This is a genomic window from Sphaerisporangium rhizosphaerae, from assembly GCF_042665155.1.
Lineage (GTDB): Bacteria > Actinomycetota > Actinomycetes > Streptosporangiales > Streptosporangiaceae > Sphaerisporangium > Sphaerisporangium rhizosphaerae.
On record NZ_JBHTCG010000003.1, the window covers coordinates 244,042 to 261,366 of the forward strand.

18 protein-coding genes are annotated in these 17,325 nt (G+C 72.4%); 7 read left to right on the forward strand and 11 right to left on the reverse strand.

Annotated elements, in window-relative coordinates; all coding sequences use genetic code 11:
- The first annotated feature begins 13 nt into the window (after window positions 1-13).
- Together ACFQSB_RS06100 and ACFQSB_RS06105 are read left to right on the forward strand one after the other, a co-directional pair.
- Window positions 14-496: an HIT family protein gene (locus tag ACFQSB_RS06100; protein WP_380824810.1), complete on the forward strand. Its 483-nt coding sequence runs from the start codon at window positions 14-16 to the stop codon at window positions 494-496.
- Between the two features lie 181 nt (window positions 497-677).
- The gene (locus tag ACFQSB_RS06105; RefSeq protein ID WP_380824813.1) at window positions 678-1,664 is read left to right on the forward strand and encodes an NAD(P)-dependent oxidoreductase; all 987 of its coding nucleotides are present in this window, start codon (window positions 678-680) and stop codon (window positions 1,662-1,664) included.
- A gap of 124 nt (window positions 1,665-1,788) precedes the next feature.
- Here the strand turns inward: ACFQSB_RS06105 and ACFQSB_RS06110 are convergent, their stop codons facing one another.
- Window positions 1,789-2,805, reverse strand: a complete 1,017-nt coding sequence (locus tag ACFQSB_RS06110) for a zinc-dependent alcohol dehydrogenase family protein (protein WP_380824815.1) — start codon at window positions 2,803-2,805, stop codon at window positions 1,789-1,791.
- A 158-nt stretch (window positions 2,806-2,963) separates the two neighbouring features.
- On the opposite strand from ACFQSB_RS06110, the gene ACFQSB_RS06115 reads away from it, so the two are divergent.
- Complete coding sequence (locus tag ACFQSB_RS06115; protein WP_354838480.1) at window positions 2,964-3,437, forward strand: hemerythrin domain-containing protein; 474 nt, start codon at window positions 2,964-2,966, stop codon at window positions 3,435-3,437.
- Between the two features lie 123 nt (window positions 3,438-3,560).
- On the opposite strand, the gene ACFQSB_RS06120 is transcribed toward ACFQSB_RS06115, so the two are convergent.
- Window positions 3,561-4,481, reverse strand: a complete 921-nt coding sequence (locus ACFQSB_RS06120) for an aldose 1-epimerase family protein (protein WP_380824817.1) — start codon at window positions 4,479-4,481, stop codon at window positions 3,561-3,563.
- Window positions 4,482-4,761: 280 nt separating this feature from the next.
- Here ACFQSB_RS06120 and ACFQSB_RS06125 point away from each other — a divergent pair, with 280 nt between their 5' ends.
- The gene (locus ACFQSB_RS06125) at window positions 4,762-5,061 is read left to right on the forward strand and encodes a hypothetical protein (protein WP_380824818.1); all 300 of its coding nucleotides are present in this window, start codon (window positions 4,762-4,764) and stop codon (window positions 5,059-5,061) included.
- A 71-nt stretch (window positions 5,062-5,132) separates the two neighbouring features.
- Here the strand turns inward: ACFQSB_RS06125 and ACFQSB_RS06130 are convergent, their stop codons facing one another.
- Window positions 5,133-7,109, reverse strand: coding sequence for a Xaa-Pro dipeptidyl-peptidase (locus tag ACFQSB_RS06130; protein ID WP_380824819.1), 1,977 nt, complete (start codon window positions 7,107-7,109; stop codon window positions 5,133-5,135).
- A 304-nt stretch (window positions 7,110-7,413) separates the two neighbouring features.
- Between ACFQSB_RS06130 and recQ the strand changes: the two genes are divergently transcribed.
- The gene (recQ, locus tag ACFQSB_RS06135) at window positions 7,414-9,252 is read left to right on the forward strand and encodes a DNA helicase RecQ (RefSeq protein ID WP_380824821.1); all 1,839 of its coding nucleotides are present in this window, start codon (window positions 7,414-7,416) and stop codon (window positions 9,250-9,252) included.
- A 124-nt stretch (window positions 9,253-9,376) separates the two neighbouring features.
- Here the strand turns inward: recQ and ACFQSB_RS06140 are convergent, their stop codons facing one another.
- From ACFQSB_RS06140 to ACFQSB_RS06165, 6 genes are all read right to left on the reverse strand, one after another.
- Entirely contained in the window at window positions 9,377-9,916 is a 540-nt protein-coding gene (locus tag ACFQSB_RS06140; protein WP_354838495.1) for a hypothetical protein, read from the reverse strand.
- 166 nt (window positions 9,917-10,082) lie between these two features.
- A complete protein-coding gene (locus ACFQSB_RS06145; RefSeq protein ID WP_354838498.1) occupies window positions 10,083-11,075 on the reverse strand; it encodes a sulfite exporter TauE/SafE family protein in 993 nt (330 codons plus the stop codon).
- Window positions 11,076-11,158: 83 nt separating this feature from the next.
- Entirely contained in the window at window positions 11,159-12,196 is a 1,038-nt protein-coding gene (locus tag ACFQSB_RS06150; RefSeq protein ID WP_380824823.1) for an alpha/beta fold hydrolase, read from the reverse strand.
- A 245-nt stretch (window positions 12,197-12,441) separates the two neighbouring features.
- Window positions 12,442-12,948 carry a DinB family protein gene (locus ACFQSB_RS06155; RefSeq protein ID WP_380824826.1) on the reverse strand — a complete coding sequence of 169 codons (507 nt, stop codon included), beginning with the start codon at window positions 12,946-12,948 and terminating at the stop codon, window positions 12,442-12,444.
- A 101-nt stretch (window positions 12,949-13,049) separates the two neighbouring features.
- Window positions 13,050-13,994, reverse strand: a complete 945-nt coding sequence (locus tag ACFQSB_RS06160) for a DNA polymerase domain-containing protein (RefSeq protein ID WP_380824827.1) — start codon at window positions 13,992-13,994, stop codon at window positions 13,050-13,052.
- Between the two features lie 33 nt (window positions 13,995-14,027).
- A complete protein-coding gene (locus ACFQSB_RS06165; RefSeq protein ID WP_380824828.1) occupies window positions 14,028-14,510 on the reverse strand; it encodes a protein-tyrosine phosphatase family protein in 483 nt (160 codons plus the stop codon).
- Window positions 14,511-14,596: 86 nt separating this feature from the next.
- Between ACFQSB_RS06165 and ACFQSB_RS06170 the strand changes: the two genes are divergently transcribed.
- The gene (locus ACFQSB_RS06170; protein WP_380825055.1) at window positions 14,597-14,797 is read left to right on the forward strand and encodes a WCX domain-containing protein; all 201 of its coding nucleotides are present in this window, start codon (window positions 14,597-14,599) and stop codon (window positions 14,795-14,797) included.
- Window positions 14,798-14,852: 55 nt separating this feature from the next.
- Here ACFQSB_RS06170 and ACFQSB_RS06175 read toward each other — a convergent pair whose 3' ends face one another.
- On the reverse strand, window positions 14,853-15,815 hold the full coding sequence (locus tag ACFQSB_RS06175) for a ScbA/BarX family gamma-butyrolactone biosynthesis protein (RefSeq protein ID WP_380824829.1): 963 nt from the start codon (window positions 15,813-15,815) through the stop codon (window positions 14,853-14,855).
- 93 nt (window positions 15,816-15,908) lie between these two features.
- Between ACFQSB_RS06175 and ACFQSB_RS06180 the strand changes: the two genes are divergently transcribed.
- Window positions 15,909-16,553 (forward strand): ScbR family autoregulator-binding transcription factor, encoded by a 645-nt coding sequence (locus tag ACFQSB_RS06180; protein ID WP_380824830.1) that lies wholly within the window; start codon window positions 15,909-15,911, stop codon window positions 16,551-16,553.
- Here ACFQSB_RS06180 and ACFQSB_RS06185 read toward each other — a convergent pair.
- Window positions 16,538-17,299 carry a glucose 1-dehydrogenase gene (locus ACFQSB_RS06185; protein WP_354838519.1) on the reverse strand — a complete coding sequence of 254 codons (762 nt, stop codon included), beginning with the start codon at window positions 17,297-17,299 and terminating at the stop codon, window positions 16,538-16,540. The genes ACFQSB_RS06180 and ACFQSB_RS06185 overlap by 16 nt on opposite strands.
- Between the last annotated feature and the right edge of the window lie 26 nt (window positions 17,300-17,325).

Below are 17,325 nucleotides of genomic sequence, written 5' to 3' on the forward strand. Positions count from 1 at the left end.
GGAACATACAGATATGGACGTATCACTCGATCCGTGCGCTTACTGCGACATTCTCGCGGGACGGGCCGAGGCGAGCCTGGTCTTCCAGGACGAGACCGCGATCGTCGTCATGGACGGCAACCCGGTGAACCCGGGACATGCCCTGGTGGTGTCGCGCGTCCACGCCGGCGGGCTGGAGGACCTCGACGAGGAGATCGGCGCGCACATGTGGCGCCTGGCTCAGCGGGTGGCGCGGGGTCTGCGCCGCTCCGGGCTGCGATGCGAGGGCGTCAACATCTTCGTGGCCGACGGCGAGGTCGCGCTGCAAGATGTGTTCCACACCCACATCCACGTGTTCCCGCGCTTCGAGGGCGACAACGTCGTGGTGGACGCCGACTGCGAGCCGCGAGACCGCCGGCTGCTGCTCAAGGAGGCCTGGGCGCTCCAGGAGGCGATGAAGCCCCTCGTCGCGGCGCCTTCGGCGGAGATGTTCCCGCACCACGCGCCGACGCTGTGAGACGGCGGAACCTCGGATCGTTCGACGGTGGATCTTCCCACTGGGCCGATGACCGTGGAACTCATGAGGGATTCCGCATACACACCGGTGCCATGACCCACGCCCGCGAGCCGTGAGCCACCCCCTCCCGCCGGGCCCGCCGGGAGGCGCCCGCGACAATGGAGGCGAGGGGGGATCGCGCATGCGCGTGGCCGTGCTGGGGATGGGCAACATGGGCAGGGCCGTGGCCGCGAGGCTGCTGGCCCAGGGCTACCACGTCACCGTCTGGAACCGGACGCCGGGGCGCGCGGCCGAGGTGGTCGAGTCCGGAGCGGTCGAGGCGTCCTCGCCTCGGCAGGCCGCGAGGGACGCCGAGGCCGTGCTGATGTCGCTCACCGACGAGCGGGCCGCCCTGGAGGTGATGTCCGCCCTGACCGGCCCCGGCGACGGGCCCCCGGCGCAGGACACCCGCGACCCCGACGACACCGGCCGCTCAGGCGGTCCCGGCGGTTTCAGCGGTTCTGAGGGTTCGGGTCACTCCGAAGGTGCAAGCGGCTCTTACGGCTCGGACGGTTCCAGGGTCGTGGTCGACATGAGCACCGTCTCGCCGGAGGCCTCGCGCCGCCTGCGTGAGCTGGCACCTGGGCGGCGTTTCCTCGCCGCGCCGATCCTCGGGGCGCCGCAGGCGGTGCTGAGCGGGTCGGCCGCCGGGCTGGTCGGCGGCGACCGCGCGCTCGCCGAGCGCCTGGAGCCCATCTGGTCACGGCTGTTCTCCGCGCATTGGTACTGCGGCGCCGACCCCGGGGAGGCCTCGGCGTTCAAGCTGCTCAACAACTACCTGCTGATGGCCGGGATCGCGGTGCTCGGCGAGGTGGTCGCGACGGCCGAGGCCGCCGGCCTGGACAGGACGCTGCTGCGCGAGGTCCTGCGCAGCTGGCCCACCGTGGCGCCGGGGCTGCACAACCGGCTCGACGATCTCATCGCCGGGCGCCACGAGGGATGGTTCGCCACCGCCCTCGGCGCCAAGGACGTGCGGCTGCTCACCGAGGTCGCCGAGTCCAACGGCGTCTCGCCGCCGATCGCCCGGCTGGTGCAACGGCGGTACGAGGAGGCGGTGTCCGAGGGGTGGCGGGACGCCGACATCACCGCCGTCGTCGAACTGCTCCGCCGCCGCCCCTCACCCCCCTGACGCCAGGGACGTCCGCCCGCCGCCGCTCACTCCGCCAGGGACGTCCGCCCGCCGCATCTCCGGCGCTGACGCCCGGGAACGACCGCCCAGAGGACCACGGGGCCGGCCGGCGGCGGCGTGGGCCTCAGCCGGGCAGGCGCAGGACGGCGGCGCCGGTGACGCGGTCGGCAGCGAGGTCGGCGAGAGCCTGGTCGGCGCGGTCGAAGTCGTAGGGGACCGTGGTGACGCGCAGCGGATGGCGGGTGGCCAGCTTGAGGAACGCGTGGCCGTCCTCGCGGGTGTTGGCGGTGACGCTGCGGAGCGTGCGCTCGTAGAACAGGTCCTCCTCGTAGGTCAGCGAGGGGATGTCGGTGAGGTGGATCCCCGCCACGGCGAGCGTGCCGCCCATGTCGAGCGCCTTCAGGGCCACCGGGACCAGGTCTCCGACCGGCGCGAACAGGATCGCGGCGTCCAGCGGCTCGGGCGGGGCGTCGTACGCCCCGCCCGCGGAGGCCGCTCCGAGCTCCAGCGCGAGATCCTGGGCGCGCCGCGAGCGGGTCAGCACGTGCACCGCCGCGCCCTGCGCGATCGCCACCTGCGCGACCAGGTGCGCCGAGGCGCCGAAGCCGTAGACGCCGAGACGCCCGCCCGGCGGGAGATCGGCGCGGGCCAGGGCGCGGTAGCCGATGATGCCGGCGCAGAGCAGTGGGGCGAGCCGCTCGGCGGGCAGGTCCTCGGGCAGCTCGTAGACGTAGTCCTCCAGCGCGGTGACGTACTGGGCGTACCCGCCGTTGACGTCCCAGCCGGTGTGGCTCGCGTTCGGGCACAGGTTCTCCGAGCCGCGCAGGCAGTAGCGGCACTCGCCGCAGGTGGAGTGCAGCCAGGCGACTCCGACCCGGGTGCCGGTCGCCGGCCGCCGCACGCCGGCGCCCTGGGCGACGACCCGGCCCACGACCTCGTGCCCGGGCACGGTGTCCGGCCGTCTGGGCGGCAGGTCGCCCTCGGCGAGGTGCAGGTCGGTACGGCAGACGGCGCAGACCTCGACCTCCACCAGCACCTCGCCCGGGGCCGGGGCGGGGATGGGCAGCCGCACGCGCTCCAGCGGCCCGCTGGACATGGGCCCGGGTCGGCGTACCACCCAGGCGGTCATCGTCTCGGCCATGCCTCCATGGTCACACGCCGGAGGCGGGAAGGATCGCCACGGTTGGTGAAGGCACGATGACGCTTGGTGTCGGTGCGATCTCCTGCCTGCGGGTTTAAATCTCTCCCAGGAGGAAGCGAGGTAACCAGGACCACACGAGTCAGAGGGGAAGACCGTCGATGGACGCCATCGTGCTGTTGAAGGACGACCACAAGACCGTCGAGAAGCTGTTCAAGGAGTTCGAGAAGGCGGGCGAGAAGGCCTACAAGGAGAAGCAGCGGATCGTCGAGCAGGTCATCCGCGAGCTCACGACGCACGCCTACATCGAGGAGGAGATCTTCTACCCGACGGCCCGTCAGGACGTCCCCGACACCGCCGAGCACGTGCTGGAGAGCGTCGAGGAGCACCACGTCGTGGTCTGGATGCTGTCGGAGCTGCGCGACCTCGACCCGCAGGACGAGCGGTACGACGCCAAGATGACGGTCCTGATGGAGAACGTCCGCCACCACGTGGAGGAAGAGGAGCAGGAGTGGTTCCCGCAGGTGCGGGAGGCCATGGGCCGCAACAAGCTCCAGGAGCTCGGCGAGCGGATGGAGAAGGCCAAGGCCGACGCCCCGGACAACCCCCTCGCGCTGATCAGCGCCCGCAAGTAGGCGGATCGCCGGCCGCCGGGGCCGGGCCGTGGAGCCCGGCGCCCGGCGGGGCCGGCGAGGTGCTCGGGGTGTCCGGCGAGGCCGGCGAGGGGCCCGGGGTGTCCGGCCGGGCCGGAGGCGGCCTCAGCGCTGGAACGGGGTGATGCCCCAGTGGTGGGCGACGCTCTCGCCGGGGGCGAGGCGGATGAGGTCCTCGCCGGTGCGGAAGGCGTTGGGCGGGCAGCTCATCGGCTCCACGGCCAGGCCGCCGCGCCGGTGCTCCCCGGACAGGGAGTCGCCGGTGAAGAGCTGGAGCCATTCGACCCCCTCGCCGCCCCACAGCTCCACGCCGCGCGTGCCGTCGGCGGTGGCGAGCCGCGCCCGGACGCGCCCGCCGGCGTCGCGGGTCAGGCCGGTGAACGGGGTATCCAGGGACAGCTCGCCGATCGGGCGGCCGGCGCGGAAGTCGTACGGGGTGCCCTCCACCGGGCGCCTGCCGACCGGGATCTTGCGTTCGTCCACGGCGACCCACTCGGCGGCGGGGAGCGTGAGCACGGCCTCGTCGAGCGGCTCGCCGACCGTCAGGTAGGGGTGGGCGCCGAAGCCGTACGGCGCGGGGGTGTCCCCAAGGTTGACCACCCCGATCTCGACCGCAAGGCCCGAGCCGTCCAGGGTGTAGGCGACCGAAAGGTCGAGGATGTGCGGGTAGCCGGTCTGCGGGAACAGCCGCAGGCCCAGCGTGATGGACGCCTCGTCGCGCATGAGCACCCGCCAGGGCAGCGTGCGGGTGAAGCCGTGCGCCGCGTTGCCGAACTTGGGCTCGGTCAACGCGAGCTGCCGCTCCTGGCCGTCGAAGGTGTAGCGCCCGTCCTGGACGCGGTTCGGCCAGGGGAGCAGGGGCACCCCCGCCGACCCGGGCGGGGTCCGGTGCTCGGAGTAGCCCATGACGAGCGGCCGGCCGTCGTGCGTGAGGGAGCGCAGGCCCGCTCCGACCTCGGTGACGACGGCGCGCAGGCCGCCGGCCTCGATGGTGTGCTGCTCTCCGGTGGGCGCGATCGTCGTCACCCGCCAATTCAACACCATGGTGCTCAGGGGTGACGGGCGGACCCGCGGCCGATAGGCGCCACCTGGACTTATATCGCGGCCGGCCATGGTGCTATCGCGGCGGGTCCCGGCCGTAGGGGGACGCGGCGGCGACAGTGTGGGGCGCCGGTGGGGTCTCCGGGCGCGGGGGGCGGTGTTTGTCTTAAATAAGGCATTTCGGTGGGGCGAAGGCCTTCCAGCGCAGTACGGAGCCGACGCCCACCGGCCGTCCCGGCACTGCGGGGTGTGTGGAAGGACGTACATGGACGCGATCACCATTCGGGAGGCGACCGGCGGCACGACCTCCGAGGTCCGCGACGAGCGGGCCAAGCTGCTGCGGTTGCACGAGTCACTGACCGCCCTCGGCGTGGACGCCGAACTGCGCGAGCAGATGCCCGCGCTGCTGGTCCACCGCCCCGACGTGGGGCTGCCCCTGTGGGTCTTCGTCGGGTACGGGGGCGCGTACTACTCCTGGCAGTCGGCCGAGAAGCGCCACCCCGTCCGCGACGTCGCCGGCGCCGCGCTCGCCTTGACCGACTACATCACCGGCAGGACCTTCTGACCCCGCTCCCGCGCCGCCGGGCGCGGGAGCGGAGCCCCCGGCGAGGGCGGGAGCCCTTGCCGGGGTGGAGATCAGAACAGGTCGCGCGAGGGCCGCGGCAGCACGACGTCCTTGGGCCCGCGCCACTGTCCCTCGGCAGGAGCCGGGGCGAAGTCCATGGTCGTCGCCGGGGCGGAGTCCTGGCCCGCCGGGGGCGCGGCCAGCGGCAGCCGGATCCGGCTGCCGGACAGGTCGACGGTGACCGTCGCCGGGGCCGGGTCCGCCGGGTCGGTCATGGTCTCGCTCGCGTCGCTCGCGGCCAGGACGACCGCGAGGCGGTGGCCCGCCTTGACGACGGAGTCGGCCGGCAGCGTGTCCCAGGTCAGCCGGTACTCCTTGCCGGGCGTCAGATCCTGCGAGGTCGTGAGGGAGCGGCGGTTGCGGGCGTCGAGCCAGCCGCGGGCCACGATCTCCAGCGGCAGGCGCGTGGTGACGGTCTCGGTCCGCCGGTAGCAGGCGTCGTCGTCGGCCGTGCTCTCGCCGTGACAGCTCTCGTCGGCCAGCGTCCTTATGCCGCCGCCGGAGTTGTAGAAGTCCAGCCGCTCGTCCTCGCCGTAGTCGACCACCAGGGCGGTCAGGTTCACCCCCGGGCGGTCCACCTTGGCGCGGATGTCCATCTGCGGGGTGCCGGAGATCCGTACGGCCCGCTTCAGCGGCGGGGTGAGGAACACCAGCCGGTTCGGCGAGGCGGCCGTCGGGTCGGAGACCATCTGGTCCTCGGTCTGCCACGGGTCGTCGGTGAAGCTCGCGGTCGTGCCCCCGCGCGGGGGCAGCGGTCCGAGGCTTCCCTGCGCGTCCTGGCCGGGGCGCAGCCACAGCGGCAGGTCCAGCGAGCGGGCCGGCCAGTCGGCCTGCCTCACCCACTGCGCGGGCGCCACCTGCACGTCCGCCCTGGGCTGTCGCAGGACGCCGGTGTCGATGCCGTGGAGCCACTGGTCGAACCAGGCGTGCAGCGTGTCGACCCATTCTTCGCGCCGGTAGTCGAACGGGTCGACATGCCCGTACTGCGACAGCCACAGCTTGCGCGGCACGCCGCGCCGGGCGAGGGCCTCCCAGTAGGTGCTGAAGTTGTCGGTCTTGACGTTGGTGTCGCCGAGCCCGTGCACGGCGAACACGCTGGCCCGCACCTTGCTCACGTCGGCCAGGCCGCCCTTGAGGTAGTCGCGCTCGGCCCAGAAGGCGTTGTAGTTCCCCGTCGCGTCCTCCTGGCCCTCGTGCAGGCGTTGCCGCATGGCGGCGCACTTGGCCGGTGGGTCGGAGTCGATGGTCTCCGCGAGCCACGGCATGTAGTCCTCGGTGTAGAGCACCCCGTTCATGCGGGTGTAGCGGTACCAGCTGCTGATCGCCGAGATGGGGACGATGGTCGCGAGCCCCTGGACGCCGGTGCCCGCCACCGCGATGGGCAGCGTCCCGTCGTAGGACTTGCCGACCATGCCCACCTTGCCGGTGGCCCAGCTCGCCGTGGCCGGGCTGCCGTCGGGGTTGTAGCCCTTGGCCCGGCCGTTCAGCCAGTCGATGACGGCCTTGCCCGCCGCGATGTCGGCGGCGGCGCCCACGTCCGGGCAGCCGTCGGACCTGGTGGTGCCGAGCATGTCCACCAGCAGGACGGCGTACCCGCGCGGCACGAAGTAGTTGTCGTAGAACAGCGGGAACTTGACCGGCAGCCCGGAGGCGTCGTACCCCTTGTGCTCGGCCTCGTTGCCGCGTCCCACGGTGTCGTAGTACGGGCTCTCGTCCATGATGACCGGGACCTTCAGGCCCTGCTCGGTCTCCCTGGGCCGGACGAGGTCCACGGCGGCCAGGTCGTTCCTGCCGTCCCCGTCGCTGTCGACCGGGGTCTCCACCCTGATGTGCTCGCGGACGGCGCCGGCGTAGGAGAAGACGGGCTGGGTGCGGCCGTCGATGACGCTGATGCGCGGCACGGCGTGGGCGGCGGCGACGCCGCCGGTCGTGGCGGTCAGCGCCAGGGAGATGCCGATGGCGCCGAGCAATCTGGACGATCGCCGCAAGGTGTACCTCCGGGGGGGATGCGCGCCGATCATGCGCAGATCACTGTTATCTCAGCTGACAAAAGATGTAAATACCGTCCTATGTCTGGATCAACGGCCGTTATAGGGAAACCGGCCCCCACCGGCCGGGCGCTCCTCCGAAGGAACAGGCCGGGGTCGGGGCGTCCACGCACGGCGAACTCGGCGGTCGCCCAAGGAGTTCGAGCGCGAGGGGTTGTCCACAGGCAGAGCATGGTCCTGGACGGTCGTCCACAGGGAGGGCCGTTCGCCTTCGGGGGGTGCGGGCGGCTCATAGAATGACGCGATGACCTCCCTCGACGATGGCCTCCAGGCGTCGGACGCCTTGCGGGTGCTCGGCCGCGTGTTCGGCTACGCGTCGTTCCGTGAGGGTCAGCAAGAGATCATCGACCACGTCGTCGCCGGTCATGACGCGCTGGTGCTCATGCCCACCGGCGGCGGCAAGTCGCTGTGCTACCAGATCCCCGCGCTGGTGCGCGAGGGCACGGGCATCGTCGTCTCGCCGCTGATCGCCCTCATGCAAGATCAGGTCCACGCCCTGACGGCGCTCGGCGTGCGGGCGGGCTTCCTCAACTCCACGCAGGACATCGACGAGCGCCGCCAGGTCGAGACCGCCTTCCTCGCCGGCGAGCTCGACCTGCTCTACCTCGCGCCCGAGCGGCTGCGGGTGGACGCCACGCTGCGGCTGCTCGACCGCGGCGCGATCTCGCTGTTCGCCATCGACGAGGCCCACTGCGTCGCCCAGTGGGGGCACGACTTCCGGCCCGACTACCTCGCGCTGTCCATGCTGCACGAACGCTGGCCCGACGTGCCGCGCATCGCCCTCACCGCGACCGCCACCCCGGCCACCCACGCCGAGATCGCGACGCGGCTCAACCTGCGCGACGCCCGCCACTTCGTCGCGAGCTTCGACCGGCCGAACATCCAGTACCGCATCGTCCCCAAGAGCGACCCCAAGCGGCAGCTCCTCGCGTTCCTGCGCACCGAGCACGCCGGCGACGCCGGCATCGTCTACTGCCTGTCGCGGGCCTCGGTCGACAAGACCGCCGAGTTCCTGGTCGCCAACGGCATCGCCGCCCTGCCCTACCACGCGGGCCTCGACGCGCGCACCCGCGCCGCCAACCAGTCGCGGTTCCTGCGCGAGGACGGCCTGGTCATGGTCGCCACCATCGCCTTCGGCATGGGCATCGACAAGCCGGACGTCCGCTTCGTCGCCCACCTCGACCTGCCCAAGTCCGTCGAGGGCTACTACCAGGAGACCGGCCGCGCCGGGCGCGACGGCCTGCCCTCCACCGCCTGGCTCGCCTACGGGCTCCAGGACGTCGTCCAGCAGCGCAAGATGATCGACACCTCAGAGGGGGACGACGCCCACCGCCGCCGCCTCGCCGCCCACCTCGACGCCATGCTGGCCCTGTGCGAGACGGTCGAGTGCCGCCGCGCCCGCCTGCTCGAGTACTTCGGCCAGAAGGGCGTCCCCTGCGGCAACTGCGACACCTGCCTGACCCCGCCGCAGTCCTGGGACGGCACCATCGCCGCCCAGAAGCTCCTGTCCACCGTCGTGCGCCTGGCGCGCGAGCGGCGGCAGAAGTTCGGCGCCGGCCAGATCATCGACATCCTCCTCGGGCGGACGACCCCCAAGGTCGTCCAGCACGGGCACGATTCGCTGAGCGTGTTCGGGGTCGGCACCGAGCTCGGGGAGTCCGAATGGCGGGCCGTGGTGCGTCAGCTGCTGGCCCAGGGGCTCCTCGCGGTCGAGGGCGACTACGGCACCCTGGTGCTGACCGAGGCGAGCGGCGAGGTGCTGGGCCGCCGTCGCGAGGTGCCGATGCGCCGTGACCCCGAGCGCCCCGCGCGCGCCGCGGCGAAGGCCGCCAAGACCGCAAAGGGCGCCCCCGCCGACCTCCCCGAGGAGGCCGTGCCGGTCTTCGAGCGGCTGCGCGCCTGGCGCGCGGCCACCGCCAAGGAGCAGGGCGTGCCCGCCTACGTCATCTTCCACGACGCCACCCTGCGCGAGATCGCCACCATGATGCCCACCTCGCTGGACGAGCTGGGCAAGGTGAGCGGCGTCGGCGAGAACAAACTCGCCAAATACGGCCAAGGCGTCCTGGACACTCTCGCCGCCTAGCGTCATCCGCCTAGCCTCATCCGCCGGTGACTCATCCGATGCCGTACCGCCGTACGGGTCCACCCGGGCAGCCGAAGCCCCCGCCGCGTCGCGCGACGGGGGCTCGGCGTGGGGGCCGGGGCGGTCAGACGATCTTCGTCCAGCTGCGGCCGATGAGGTCGTCTCTGGTCAGCTCTTCGACGTGGTCGCGGACGCTGCCGCCGCCGAGGCTCACCGGGGCCCAGTAGTGGTTGGCCCTGAACTTGCCGCCGTACCTGGTGGAGATCCAGACGTTGAACGACATGGTGATCCTGCTGTGGTTGAGCGAGCGCACCAGACAGTAGATCTCGTAGTTCCCGGCCGAATTCCGTTTGCGGGTTCCGCAGGAGGCGCCGCCCGGTTTTGTCACAAAACGCACCTTTGACACGACGCCGTGCGGCAGGTCGGTGCGCAGGACGAGCGCGTCGTTGTTTATTTGGTTCGGATTGGTGACTTTGAAGGTATAGCGAGCGGGCCAGCCCCGCCGTATCGCCTTGGGGTAGGAGACGGTGACCCGGGACCTGAGCTGCGAGACCGTCTCCGTGGCCGACGACGCGGAGGTGGCGCTGGTGGCGGCCTGGGCGCTTTGCGGCGCCAGCAGGAATACACCGGCGGCGAACGCGACGGGCAGGAGAAGTTTGCGCATGAATGCTACTCCAAGGGGGGACGTCGAAACGCTGTGCACCGTGTACAACGAGCATGAGTTGCCGAGGTTCCCCGGGCGCGGCACTTTTTTCCGGTGATTTCGCCGGGCCTGGTCGCACGGCCACAGGACCGCCCGCGAGGCCCGTTACGACCGCCCGCGAGGCCCGTTACAGGTCGGCCGGCGGCCGGCCGGTCTCGGCCGGCGTGGCGGCGCCACGCGCCCAGGGCAGCGCGGGCAGCCCGTGCCGGGTGCGCAGGAACATCCAGAACACCGGCGCGGCGACCAGCACGCCGACGAGCACCCAGACGGTCGCCGTGGTCGAGACGTCGAACATCTTCAGCGCCGAGGCGAGCAGCACGAACGCCAGCGCGCGGCGGATCAGCCCGCCCGGCGCACGCGAGGAGATGCGCGAGCCGATGTACACGCCCGGGATCGAGCCGGCCAGCAGCGCGACGGTGACCGAGAGCTGGAAGTCGCCGAAGATCAGGTGCCCGATCGCCGCCGACATGACCAGGGGGACGGCCTGCACCAGGTCGGTGCCGACGAGCTGGTTGGCCTTGAGCGCCGGGTAGACGGCGAGCAGTGCCACGATGATCAGCGAGCCGGAGCCGACCGAGGTCATGCCGACCACGAGCCCGCCGATGACGCCGATCACGACGGTCGGCAGGGGACGCACCGGGACGGCGGCGGGCGGGGCGGTGGCGGCCGGCTCGCCCGGCTCGGCGGTGCGCCGTCCGGTGGCCGCGGTCCTGCGCTCGGCGTTGTCGCGCATGGCCAGGTAGCCCCGCACGGCCAGGCCGGTGGCGGCGATCAGCAGCGCGACGCCCAGCGCCTTCTGGATCACCTTCTGCACGTCCTCGCCGTCGCCGAGCGCCCGGGCGATCAGCACGCCGCAGAACGCGGCCGGGACCGAGCCCGCGCACAGCCAGCCCACCATCCTGAGATGGACGGTGCCCCTGCGGAGGTGGACCAGGCTGCCGACGGGCTTCATGACCGCCGCGGCGACCAGGTCGCTGGAGACGGCGGCCAGCGGGGGGACGCCGAAGAAGGTGACGAGCATGGGTGTCATGAGTGCGCCGCCGCCCATGCCGGTCAGGCCGACGACGATGGCGACGAGGAACGAGCCGATCGCCATGGTGAAGTCGAAATCCACCCGCATACCCTACCAAAACCATCGGAATATGGCCTTATGTAAAACGGCGATGTGCCCGGCGCCGTAAGGGGCCGGGCACATCCAGGGGATCAGCGGACGCAGCCGGCCAGTTCCGCCCGGTCCGGCGTGGTGGCGGTGGCGCCGAAGAACAGCTTGGCGCAGTCGGTCAGGAAGGGCGCGTTCTCCTCGGGGATGTAGTGCCCGGCATCGGGGACCACCACCGGCCGCACGTCGTCGGCGACCTGGGAGAAGGAGGCGCCGACGCCGGGGCCGAAGGAGAACTCCCCGCCCATCGCCAGCACCGGCATGGGCAGCCGCGTGCTCGCGTTCGCCTTGTTGTTCTCGGCGTCCGCCGGGAACGCCCGGTAGTACTCGTACCCCGCGCTGCGCCGCGCCGGGTCGGCGTAGGCGGCGTAGTAGGTCTCGCGGTCGATCAGCTCAGGGTGCTTGCTGAACTGGAACATCATGCCGAGGTAGGTCGGGACGTCGTCGTTGTCCATGATCGTCTCGGGGATGGGCTTCGGCGACATGTTGAAGCGGAAGTGCCAGCTGATCCCGTAGAGGTCCTCCAGGCCGAAGCCCGCCAGGGGCGTCTCCAGCACGGCCAGGCGGGTCACCTCGCCGGGGAAGTCGCGGGCGTACGGGTAGGCGATCAGCGCGCCGAAGTCGTGCCCGACGAGCTGCACCTGGGTGAAGCCGAGCCGGTTGACGGCCTGCCGCACCCGCCGCGCGGCGGCGGCCTTGTCGAAGCCGCCGGTGGGGATGGAGGAGGCCCCGAGGCCCGGCAGGTCGATGGCGATCACCGTGTGGTCGCGCGCGAGCTCGGGCATGACCTTGCGCCACATCCACCAGGTCTCCGGCCAGCCGTGGATGAACACCAGGGCCGGGCCGGACCCGCCCCGCACGTAGTGGACGAAGCCTCCGTCGACGGCCACCCGGCCGTGGACGAAGCCGGGGGCGAAGCGGGCCGGCCCCTCGGTCGGCTCGGTCGCGGCGCGGTCGGCGCCGGCGGCCGTGGTGAACAGCCCCATGACCAGGACGAGGAGCGCGCCGACCGCGCCCGCCCGTAACCTTCCGCGGCCCCGGCGCCGTGCCGGCGTATGCGTGGTGTTCTCCTGCGACGACATGTGTTGCCCTTCTATCGGGGAGCCGCGGACCGTTCCAGAGCCCGAGAAGGCGGTACGGTCGCGGCGGTCGGATCATCGATCAGCGTATGGCGGCCCACGTCTCGGTGTCCGTGGCCGCGCGGCGCCGGATGAAGCTTTCACGATCCCGGGCCCCGCCGTCTTCTTCCAGCGTGCTCAACCCGCTGGTGGCCACGCCGGAAAGCCCCCCTGTGAAGCCGGCCGACGGCCCGCCCCCGCGGGCGGGGTCAGGCGCCGACGGTGCCGTCGACGCCCTCGCGGATGAGGTCGGCGTGCCCGTTGTGCCGGGCGTACTCCAGCAGCACGTGGAGCATGACCAGGCGCAGCGACACGTCCTGCTCCCACCGGGCGGCGTGGGCGGTGACCTCCAGGGACGGAGTCCGCAGCTCGATGCGGCGCGCGTGCTCGACCTCCGCCTGCCAGGCCGCGAACGCCTGCGACCGGGTGGCCCCGCTCGCGTCGTAGGCGACCTGGTAGTCGCCCTCGTCGGACCAGACCAGCGGGACGTCCTCGCCGCCCATCACCCGGCGGAACCACGCGCGCTCGACCTCGGCCATGTGCCGCACCAGCCCGAGCAGCGACAGCGTGGACGGCGGCATGGAGCGACGGCGCAGCTCCTCGTCGGACAGGCCGTCGCACTTCATGGCGAGCGTCGCGCGCTGGTAGTCGAGGAAGCCGCGCAACATCGCGCGCTCGTCCCCGATCACGGGCGGGGGGATCCGTTCGGTGGTCATTGGCGCCTTGTCCCTTTCTGTGCCGGAGCGCGTGGATCGCGAGGATCGCGAGGATACTGCGCGACACGAGGGATCCGGCGGGGGCGAGCGGACGCCGCGCGTCACTCGCCGCGGCGGGCGCGGGCGCGGCGCTTGCCCTCGTGCATGGCCTGGACCCGGGCCACCGGGATGGTGTGCCCCTGCTCGACCAGGTCGTCCGGCAGCCGCTGGGGCGGGGGCATCAGCTCGGCCCAGGGGTCGCCGTCGCCGAGCAGCCGCGCCGCGGTGTGGACGGTGAAGTCGGCCGGCGACACCCGGGGCAGGTCCTCCCACGCCACGGGGAAGGAGACCGGCGCGCCCGGCCGCACCCGCGGGCTGTAGGCGGCCACCACCGTCGCCCCGCCGGCCCGCGTGGAGTCGAGGAACACCTTGCCCTCGCGGTCCTCGCGGATGAACGCCGTCGTGGCGAGCGCGGGGTCGACGCGCTCGGCCCGCGCGGCCAGCGCCCGGGTCGCGGCGGCGAGGTCCTCCATCGCGACGCCCTCGGCCACCGGGACGAAGATGTGCAGCCCCTTGGCCCCGCTGGTCTTGACCGCGCCCGCCAGCCCGGCCTCGTCCAGCGCCTGCCGGACGAGCCGGGCGGCCTGAACGGCGAGCGGGAAGGCGTTGTCCTCCGGAGGGTCCAGGTCGAGCACCAGGTGGGTGGCGTGGTCGCCGCGCACCAGCGCCGGGTGGTACTCCACCGCCCGCTGGTTGGCGAACCACAGCAGCGTCCGCCGGTCGTCGCACAGCGCGTAGGACACCTGCCGGTGGGAGGTCTCCGCCCACACCGACACCGTGCGCACCCAGGACGGGGTGTACTTCGGGACGTTCTTCTGCATGAACGGCGCCTGCCCCGGCCGCACGCGGAGCACCGACAGCGGGCGGTCGCGCAGCACGGGCAGGATGCGGTCGCGGACCGCGTCGAGATAGTCGACCAGATCGCGCTTGGTCGCGTTCGCCCCGTCGAACAGCGGCCCGCCGAGATTGGTCAGCGGCACCCCGTCCCGCGTCTCATCGCTGGTCATCCGCCCTACGATGCCCCGCCCCCGGCCGCCGGGTCAACCATCACCGGCGGGCGGGCCGTCCTGCGGATCGGCCGGAGGCTCGCCGGCGAACCAGGCGACCCAGCGCCGCTGCCAGGGCGTCTCGACCGCCCTCGGGTGGTGGTGCTCGCGGACCCACGCGACCGCCTCGTCGGGCCCGAGCCCCGCGAGCGTGGCCAGGCAGGCGATGACCGTGCCGGTGCGGCCGACGCCTCCGCCGCAGGCGACCTCCACCGGCGAGCCCGAACGGGCGTGGGCGTGCAGGCGGATGACAGCACGCGCGGCGGCGTGCCGGTCCACCGGCAGCAGGAAGTCGGGCCAGCGGATCCATTCGTGCGGCCAGGCCAGGGCGTCCTGGTGGCGGCGCTGGAGACGCGCCGAGCCCAGGTAGAGCCCGTAGCCGGGCACCGGCCCGCCGGGCAGGGGCCGCCGCAGGCCGCGACCGCGGACCCAGACGCCGTCGGGCAACTCGATCGCACCGGAGAGCGTTTCCGCCATACGAAGATTGTCGCGCACCGCCTGACCTGTCCGTCCCGCGACGGGCGGGCGACACGCCTTCTGGTCCGCCGCCCGCCCGCCACCGGCTGCCGTCCGGCGTCCGGGTGGAACCCCTGGGCGATGACGCCTGCGTGGCCGAGGTCGGCTCGGACACGCCGCGGATGCTGGCCTGCTATCTCGGCATGCTCGGCGCCGACTTCGAGGTCACCGGGCCGCCCGAACTCGTCGCGGAGATCCGCGCGCTGGCCGGCCGCTACCGGCGGGCGGTTCCGGAGGGAGCACCTTGAGGTACGTCGCCGCCCGGCGTGCCGGGCATCGAGCCGCCCGGCCGACCCGGCGGGCCTAGGCGGTCACGGCACCGGAGGGGATCGGGCCGGCGTAGACCAGGCCGGCGGCGGCGACCTCGCCGTCCTGCTCGACGGAGACCCGGACGGGCACCTCGCCGCCGCTCGCCTCCCCCTCCACGCGGGCGCGGACGACGGCGGCGCCCCACAGTTCCACGTACCGGGTGAAGGTGGCGTACATCTTGACGGGGGCGAGCGGCAGCGGGTGGGTGAGGGCGAGCGTCGCCTGCCGCATGGCCTCCATGAGGGCCATGCCGGGGATGTGGTCGAGGCTGTGGTCGAACAGCACCGGATGCGCGGGGTCCACCCGCAGCGGCCAGGCTCCCTCCTCGGGCGTGCGGTCGAGGGGCACGCCGAGGACGACGTCGAAGGGCCGGTCCCGGCCGACCAGGCGCGGGTCGACCGGGTCGGCGAGCGGCCGGTCGCGCGCGGGCCGCCCGGCCAGGCTCGGCGCGCGGAGCCGGTCGTGGGCCGCCCGGGACACGCAGTCGAAGCTGCCCTCGCCCATGCCGACCAGCCGCCCGTCCCGGTAGAAGTCGACGTGCCCGCGCAGCCCGGCGAGGGTGCTTCCCCGGTGGCGCACCTGGCTGCGGGTGAAGCGGAGCGTCAGGTCGGTGGGGCCGGTGCCGACGGCCAGGCCGGCGAGGTTCACCTCGTAGGACAGGTCCCACATGAGGAAGCGGCGGTCGAGCGGGCAGTCCAGTTGCGCGTGGCTCACCACGAGCCCCGCCTGGCGGATGGTCTCGGCGGCCAGCAGCGGGTCGTGGCATCCCCCGGCCGGTCCGTAGAAGCCGTGGGCCCGGGGCCACTGGGCCGCGACCACGGAGGTCTTCTCGTCGAGGGCCCGCCACCCGGTGATCATCACCTCGGACACCGCGCTCCGATGGACCAACTGCCGAGGGACGGTCTGCTCAAAAAGTGCTGGATCGGCGGATAAATCCAGCACATCGGGTGTAGCCATGGGGTACCACCTCTCTAGAGCTGCTGCCCTCGAGGGGGTCGAGGGCGTAGAATACCGACCGACCGGTTTTTTTTAGGAGGAAGCACTTCCGCGATGGCGAAACAGGCACGTGCGCGGGCCACCAGACAGCGCATCCTCGAAGGCGCGGCCGAGGTGTTCGAGGAGTGCGGCTACGCGGCGACGACGATGGCCGAGATCCTCCAGCGCTGCGGAGTCACCAAAGGCGCGCTCTACTTCCATTTCGCCTCCAAGGAGGAACTGGCCAGGGCGATCCTGGCCGCCGACGAGACCCTCCTTTCCATGCTGGTGTCCGGCGAGTCGGCGGCCCTGCAGGTGCTCATCGACGCCTGTCACGGCTTCGCCCGCGACCTGCTGGACAACGTCATCTCACGGGCGAGCGTGCGCCTGGCCATCGAGCACGGCACGTTCTCCGGAGGCGACTTCACCACCCACGTGATGTGGCAGGACGGCGCGCGCGACCTGCTGCTGAAGGCCCGTGAAGAGGGCGACCTGCGGCCGGAGGTCGACGTGGACGCCGCCGCCGCCACCGTGGTCGCCGCCTTCACCGGCGCCCAGATCGTCTCGCAGGCCGTGACGCGCCGCCGCGACCTGCACGAGCGGCTCACCGACTTCTGGCGCCTGATGCTGCCGGGCATCGTGCCGCCCGACCGGCTCTCCCGGTTCGATCCCGCAGGGGCCGCCTCCACCGGCCCCGTGCCGGACTACACCAGGGTGTAACCGCCGTCCACCGGCAGCGTCGCGCCCGTCACGAAGGACGCGCGGTCGCTGGCGAGCCAGGCGGCCGCCTCGGCCACCTCCTCGGGTTCGGCGGTCCTGCCCTGCGGGGTCGCCGCCCGCAGCAGCTCCTCCATCTCCGGCCGCAGGGCGAACCAGGCGTCGATCATCTCCGACCTGGTCGTCCCCGGCGCGATCGCGTTGACCCTGATGCGCTGCCCCGCGTACTCCGCGGCGGCGGCCTTGGTGAGCCCGATGACCGCGTGCTTGGCGGTGACGTACGGCGCCCCCACCGGCGTGGCGACCAGGCCTCCGACGCTGCTGGTGTTGACGATGGAGCCGCCGCCGTTGACCAGCATCTGGCTGATCTGCCGGCGCATGCAGTGCCAGACCCCGCGGAGGTTGACGTCGATGACGGCGTCGAACACCGCGTCGTCGAGCAGGTGCATCGGGGAACGCTCCACACCGAGCCCCGCGTTGTTGAAGCCGATGTCGAGCCGTCCGTACTCGCGGACGGCCGTGGAGACGGCCCGGTCGACGTCCTCGGGGCGGGTCACGTCGGCCACCGCGTAGACGGCCTCGAAACCCTTTCCCCGTAATTCGTCCACCAGGTCGCCCAATTCGCGTTCTCGCCGTGCGACGAGAACGACGGCGGCGCCTTCGCGGGTGAATACCCGCGCGGCCGCCGCGCCGATTCCACTGCTGGCCCCGGTTATCAGAGCCACCTTGCCCGATAAAATATCCGACATGTACACATTGTCGCTGTGATCTCTGT

What these genes read in the sequence shown, in the direction of transcription:
- ACFQSB_RS06110 (WP_380824815.1), bottom strand. Translation starts at nt 2,805, where the DNA reads ATGGCCGAGACGATGACCGCCTGGGTGGTACGCCGACCCGGGCCCATG.
- recQ (WP_380824821.1), top strand. Translation starts at nt 7,414, where the DNA reads ATGACCTCCCTCGACGATGGCCTCCAGGCGTCGGACGCCTTGCGGGTG.
- ACFQSB_RS06165 (WP_380824828.1), bottom strand. Translation starts at nt 14,510, where the DNA reads ATGGCGGAAACGCTCTCCGGTGCGATCGAGTTGCCCGACGGCGTCTGG.
- ACFQSB_RS06105 (WP_380824813.1), top strand. Translation starts at nt 678, where the DNA reads ATGCGCGTGGCCGTGCTGGGGATGGGCAACATGGGCAGGGCCGTGGCC.
- ACFQSB_RS06150 (WP_380824823.1), bottom strand. Translation starts at nt 12,196, where the DNA reads ATGTCGTCGCAGGAGAACACCACGCATACGCCGGCACGGCGCCGGGGC.
- ACFQSB_RS06100 (WP_380824810.1), top strand. Translation starts at nt 14, where the DNA reads ATGGACGTATCACTCGATCCGTGCGCTTACTGCGACATTCTCGCGGGA.
- ACFQSB_RS06160 (WP_380824827.1), bottom strand. Translation starts at nt 13,994, where the DNA reads ATGACCAGCGATGAGACGCGGGACGGGGTGCCGCTGACCAATCTCGGC.
- ACFQSB_RS06115 (WP_354838480.1), top strand. Translation starts at nt 2,964, where the DNA reads ATGGACGCCATCGTGCTGTTGAAGGACGACCACAAGACCGTCGAGAAG.
- ACFQSB_RS06125 (WP_380824818.1), top strand. Translation starts at nt 4,762, where the DNA reads ATGGACGCGATCACCATTCGGGAGGCGACCGGCGGCACGACCTCCGAG.
- ACFQSB_RS06155 (WP_380824826.1), bottom strand. Translation starts at nt 12,948, where the DNA reads ATGACCACCGAACGGATCCCCCCGCCCGTGATCGGGGACGAGCGCGCG.
- ACFQSB_RS06180 (WP_380824830.1), top strand. Translation starts at nt 15,909, where the DNA reads ATGGCGAAACAGGCACGTGCGCGGGCCACCAGACAGCGCATCCTCGAA.
- ACFQSB_RS06175 (WP_380824829.1), bottom strand. Translation starts at nt 15,815, where the DNA reads ATGGCTACACCCGATGTGCTGGATTTATCCGCCGATCCAGCACTTTTT.
- ACFQSB_RS06185 (WP_354838519.1), bottom strand. Translation starts at nt 17,299, where the DNA reads ATGTCGGATATTTTATCGGGCAAGGTGGCTCTGATAACCGGGGCCAGC.
- ACFQSB_RS06145 (WP_354838498.1), bottom strand. Translation starts at nt 11,075, where the DNA reads ATGCGGGTGGATTTCGACTTCACCATGGCGATCGGCTCGTTCCTCGTC.
- ACFQSB_RS06140 (WP_354838495.1), bottom strand. Translation starts at nt 9,916, where the DNA reads ATGCGCAAACTTCTCCTGCCCGTCGCGTTCGCCGCCGGTGTATTCCTG.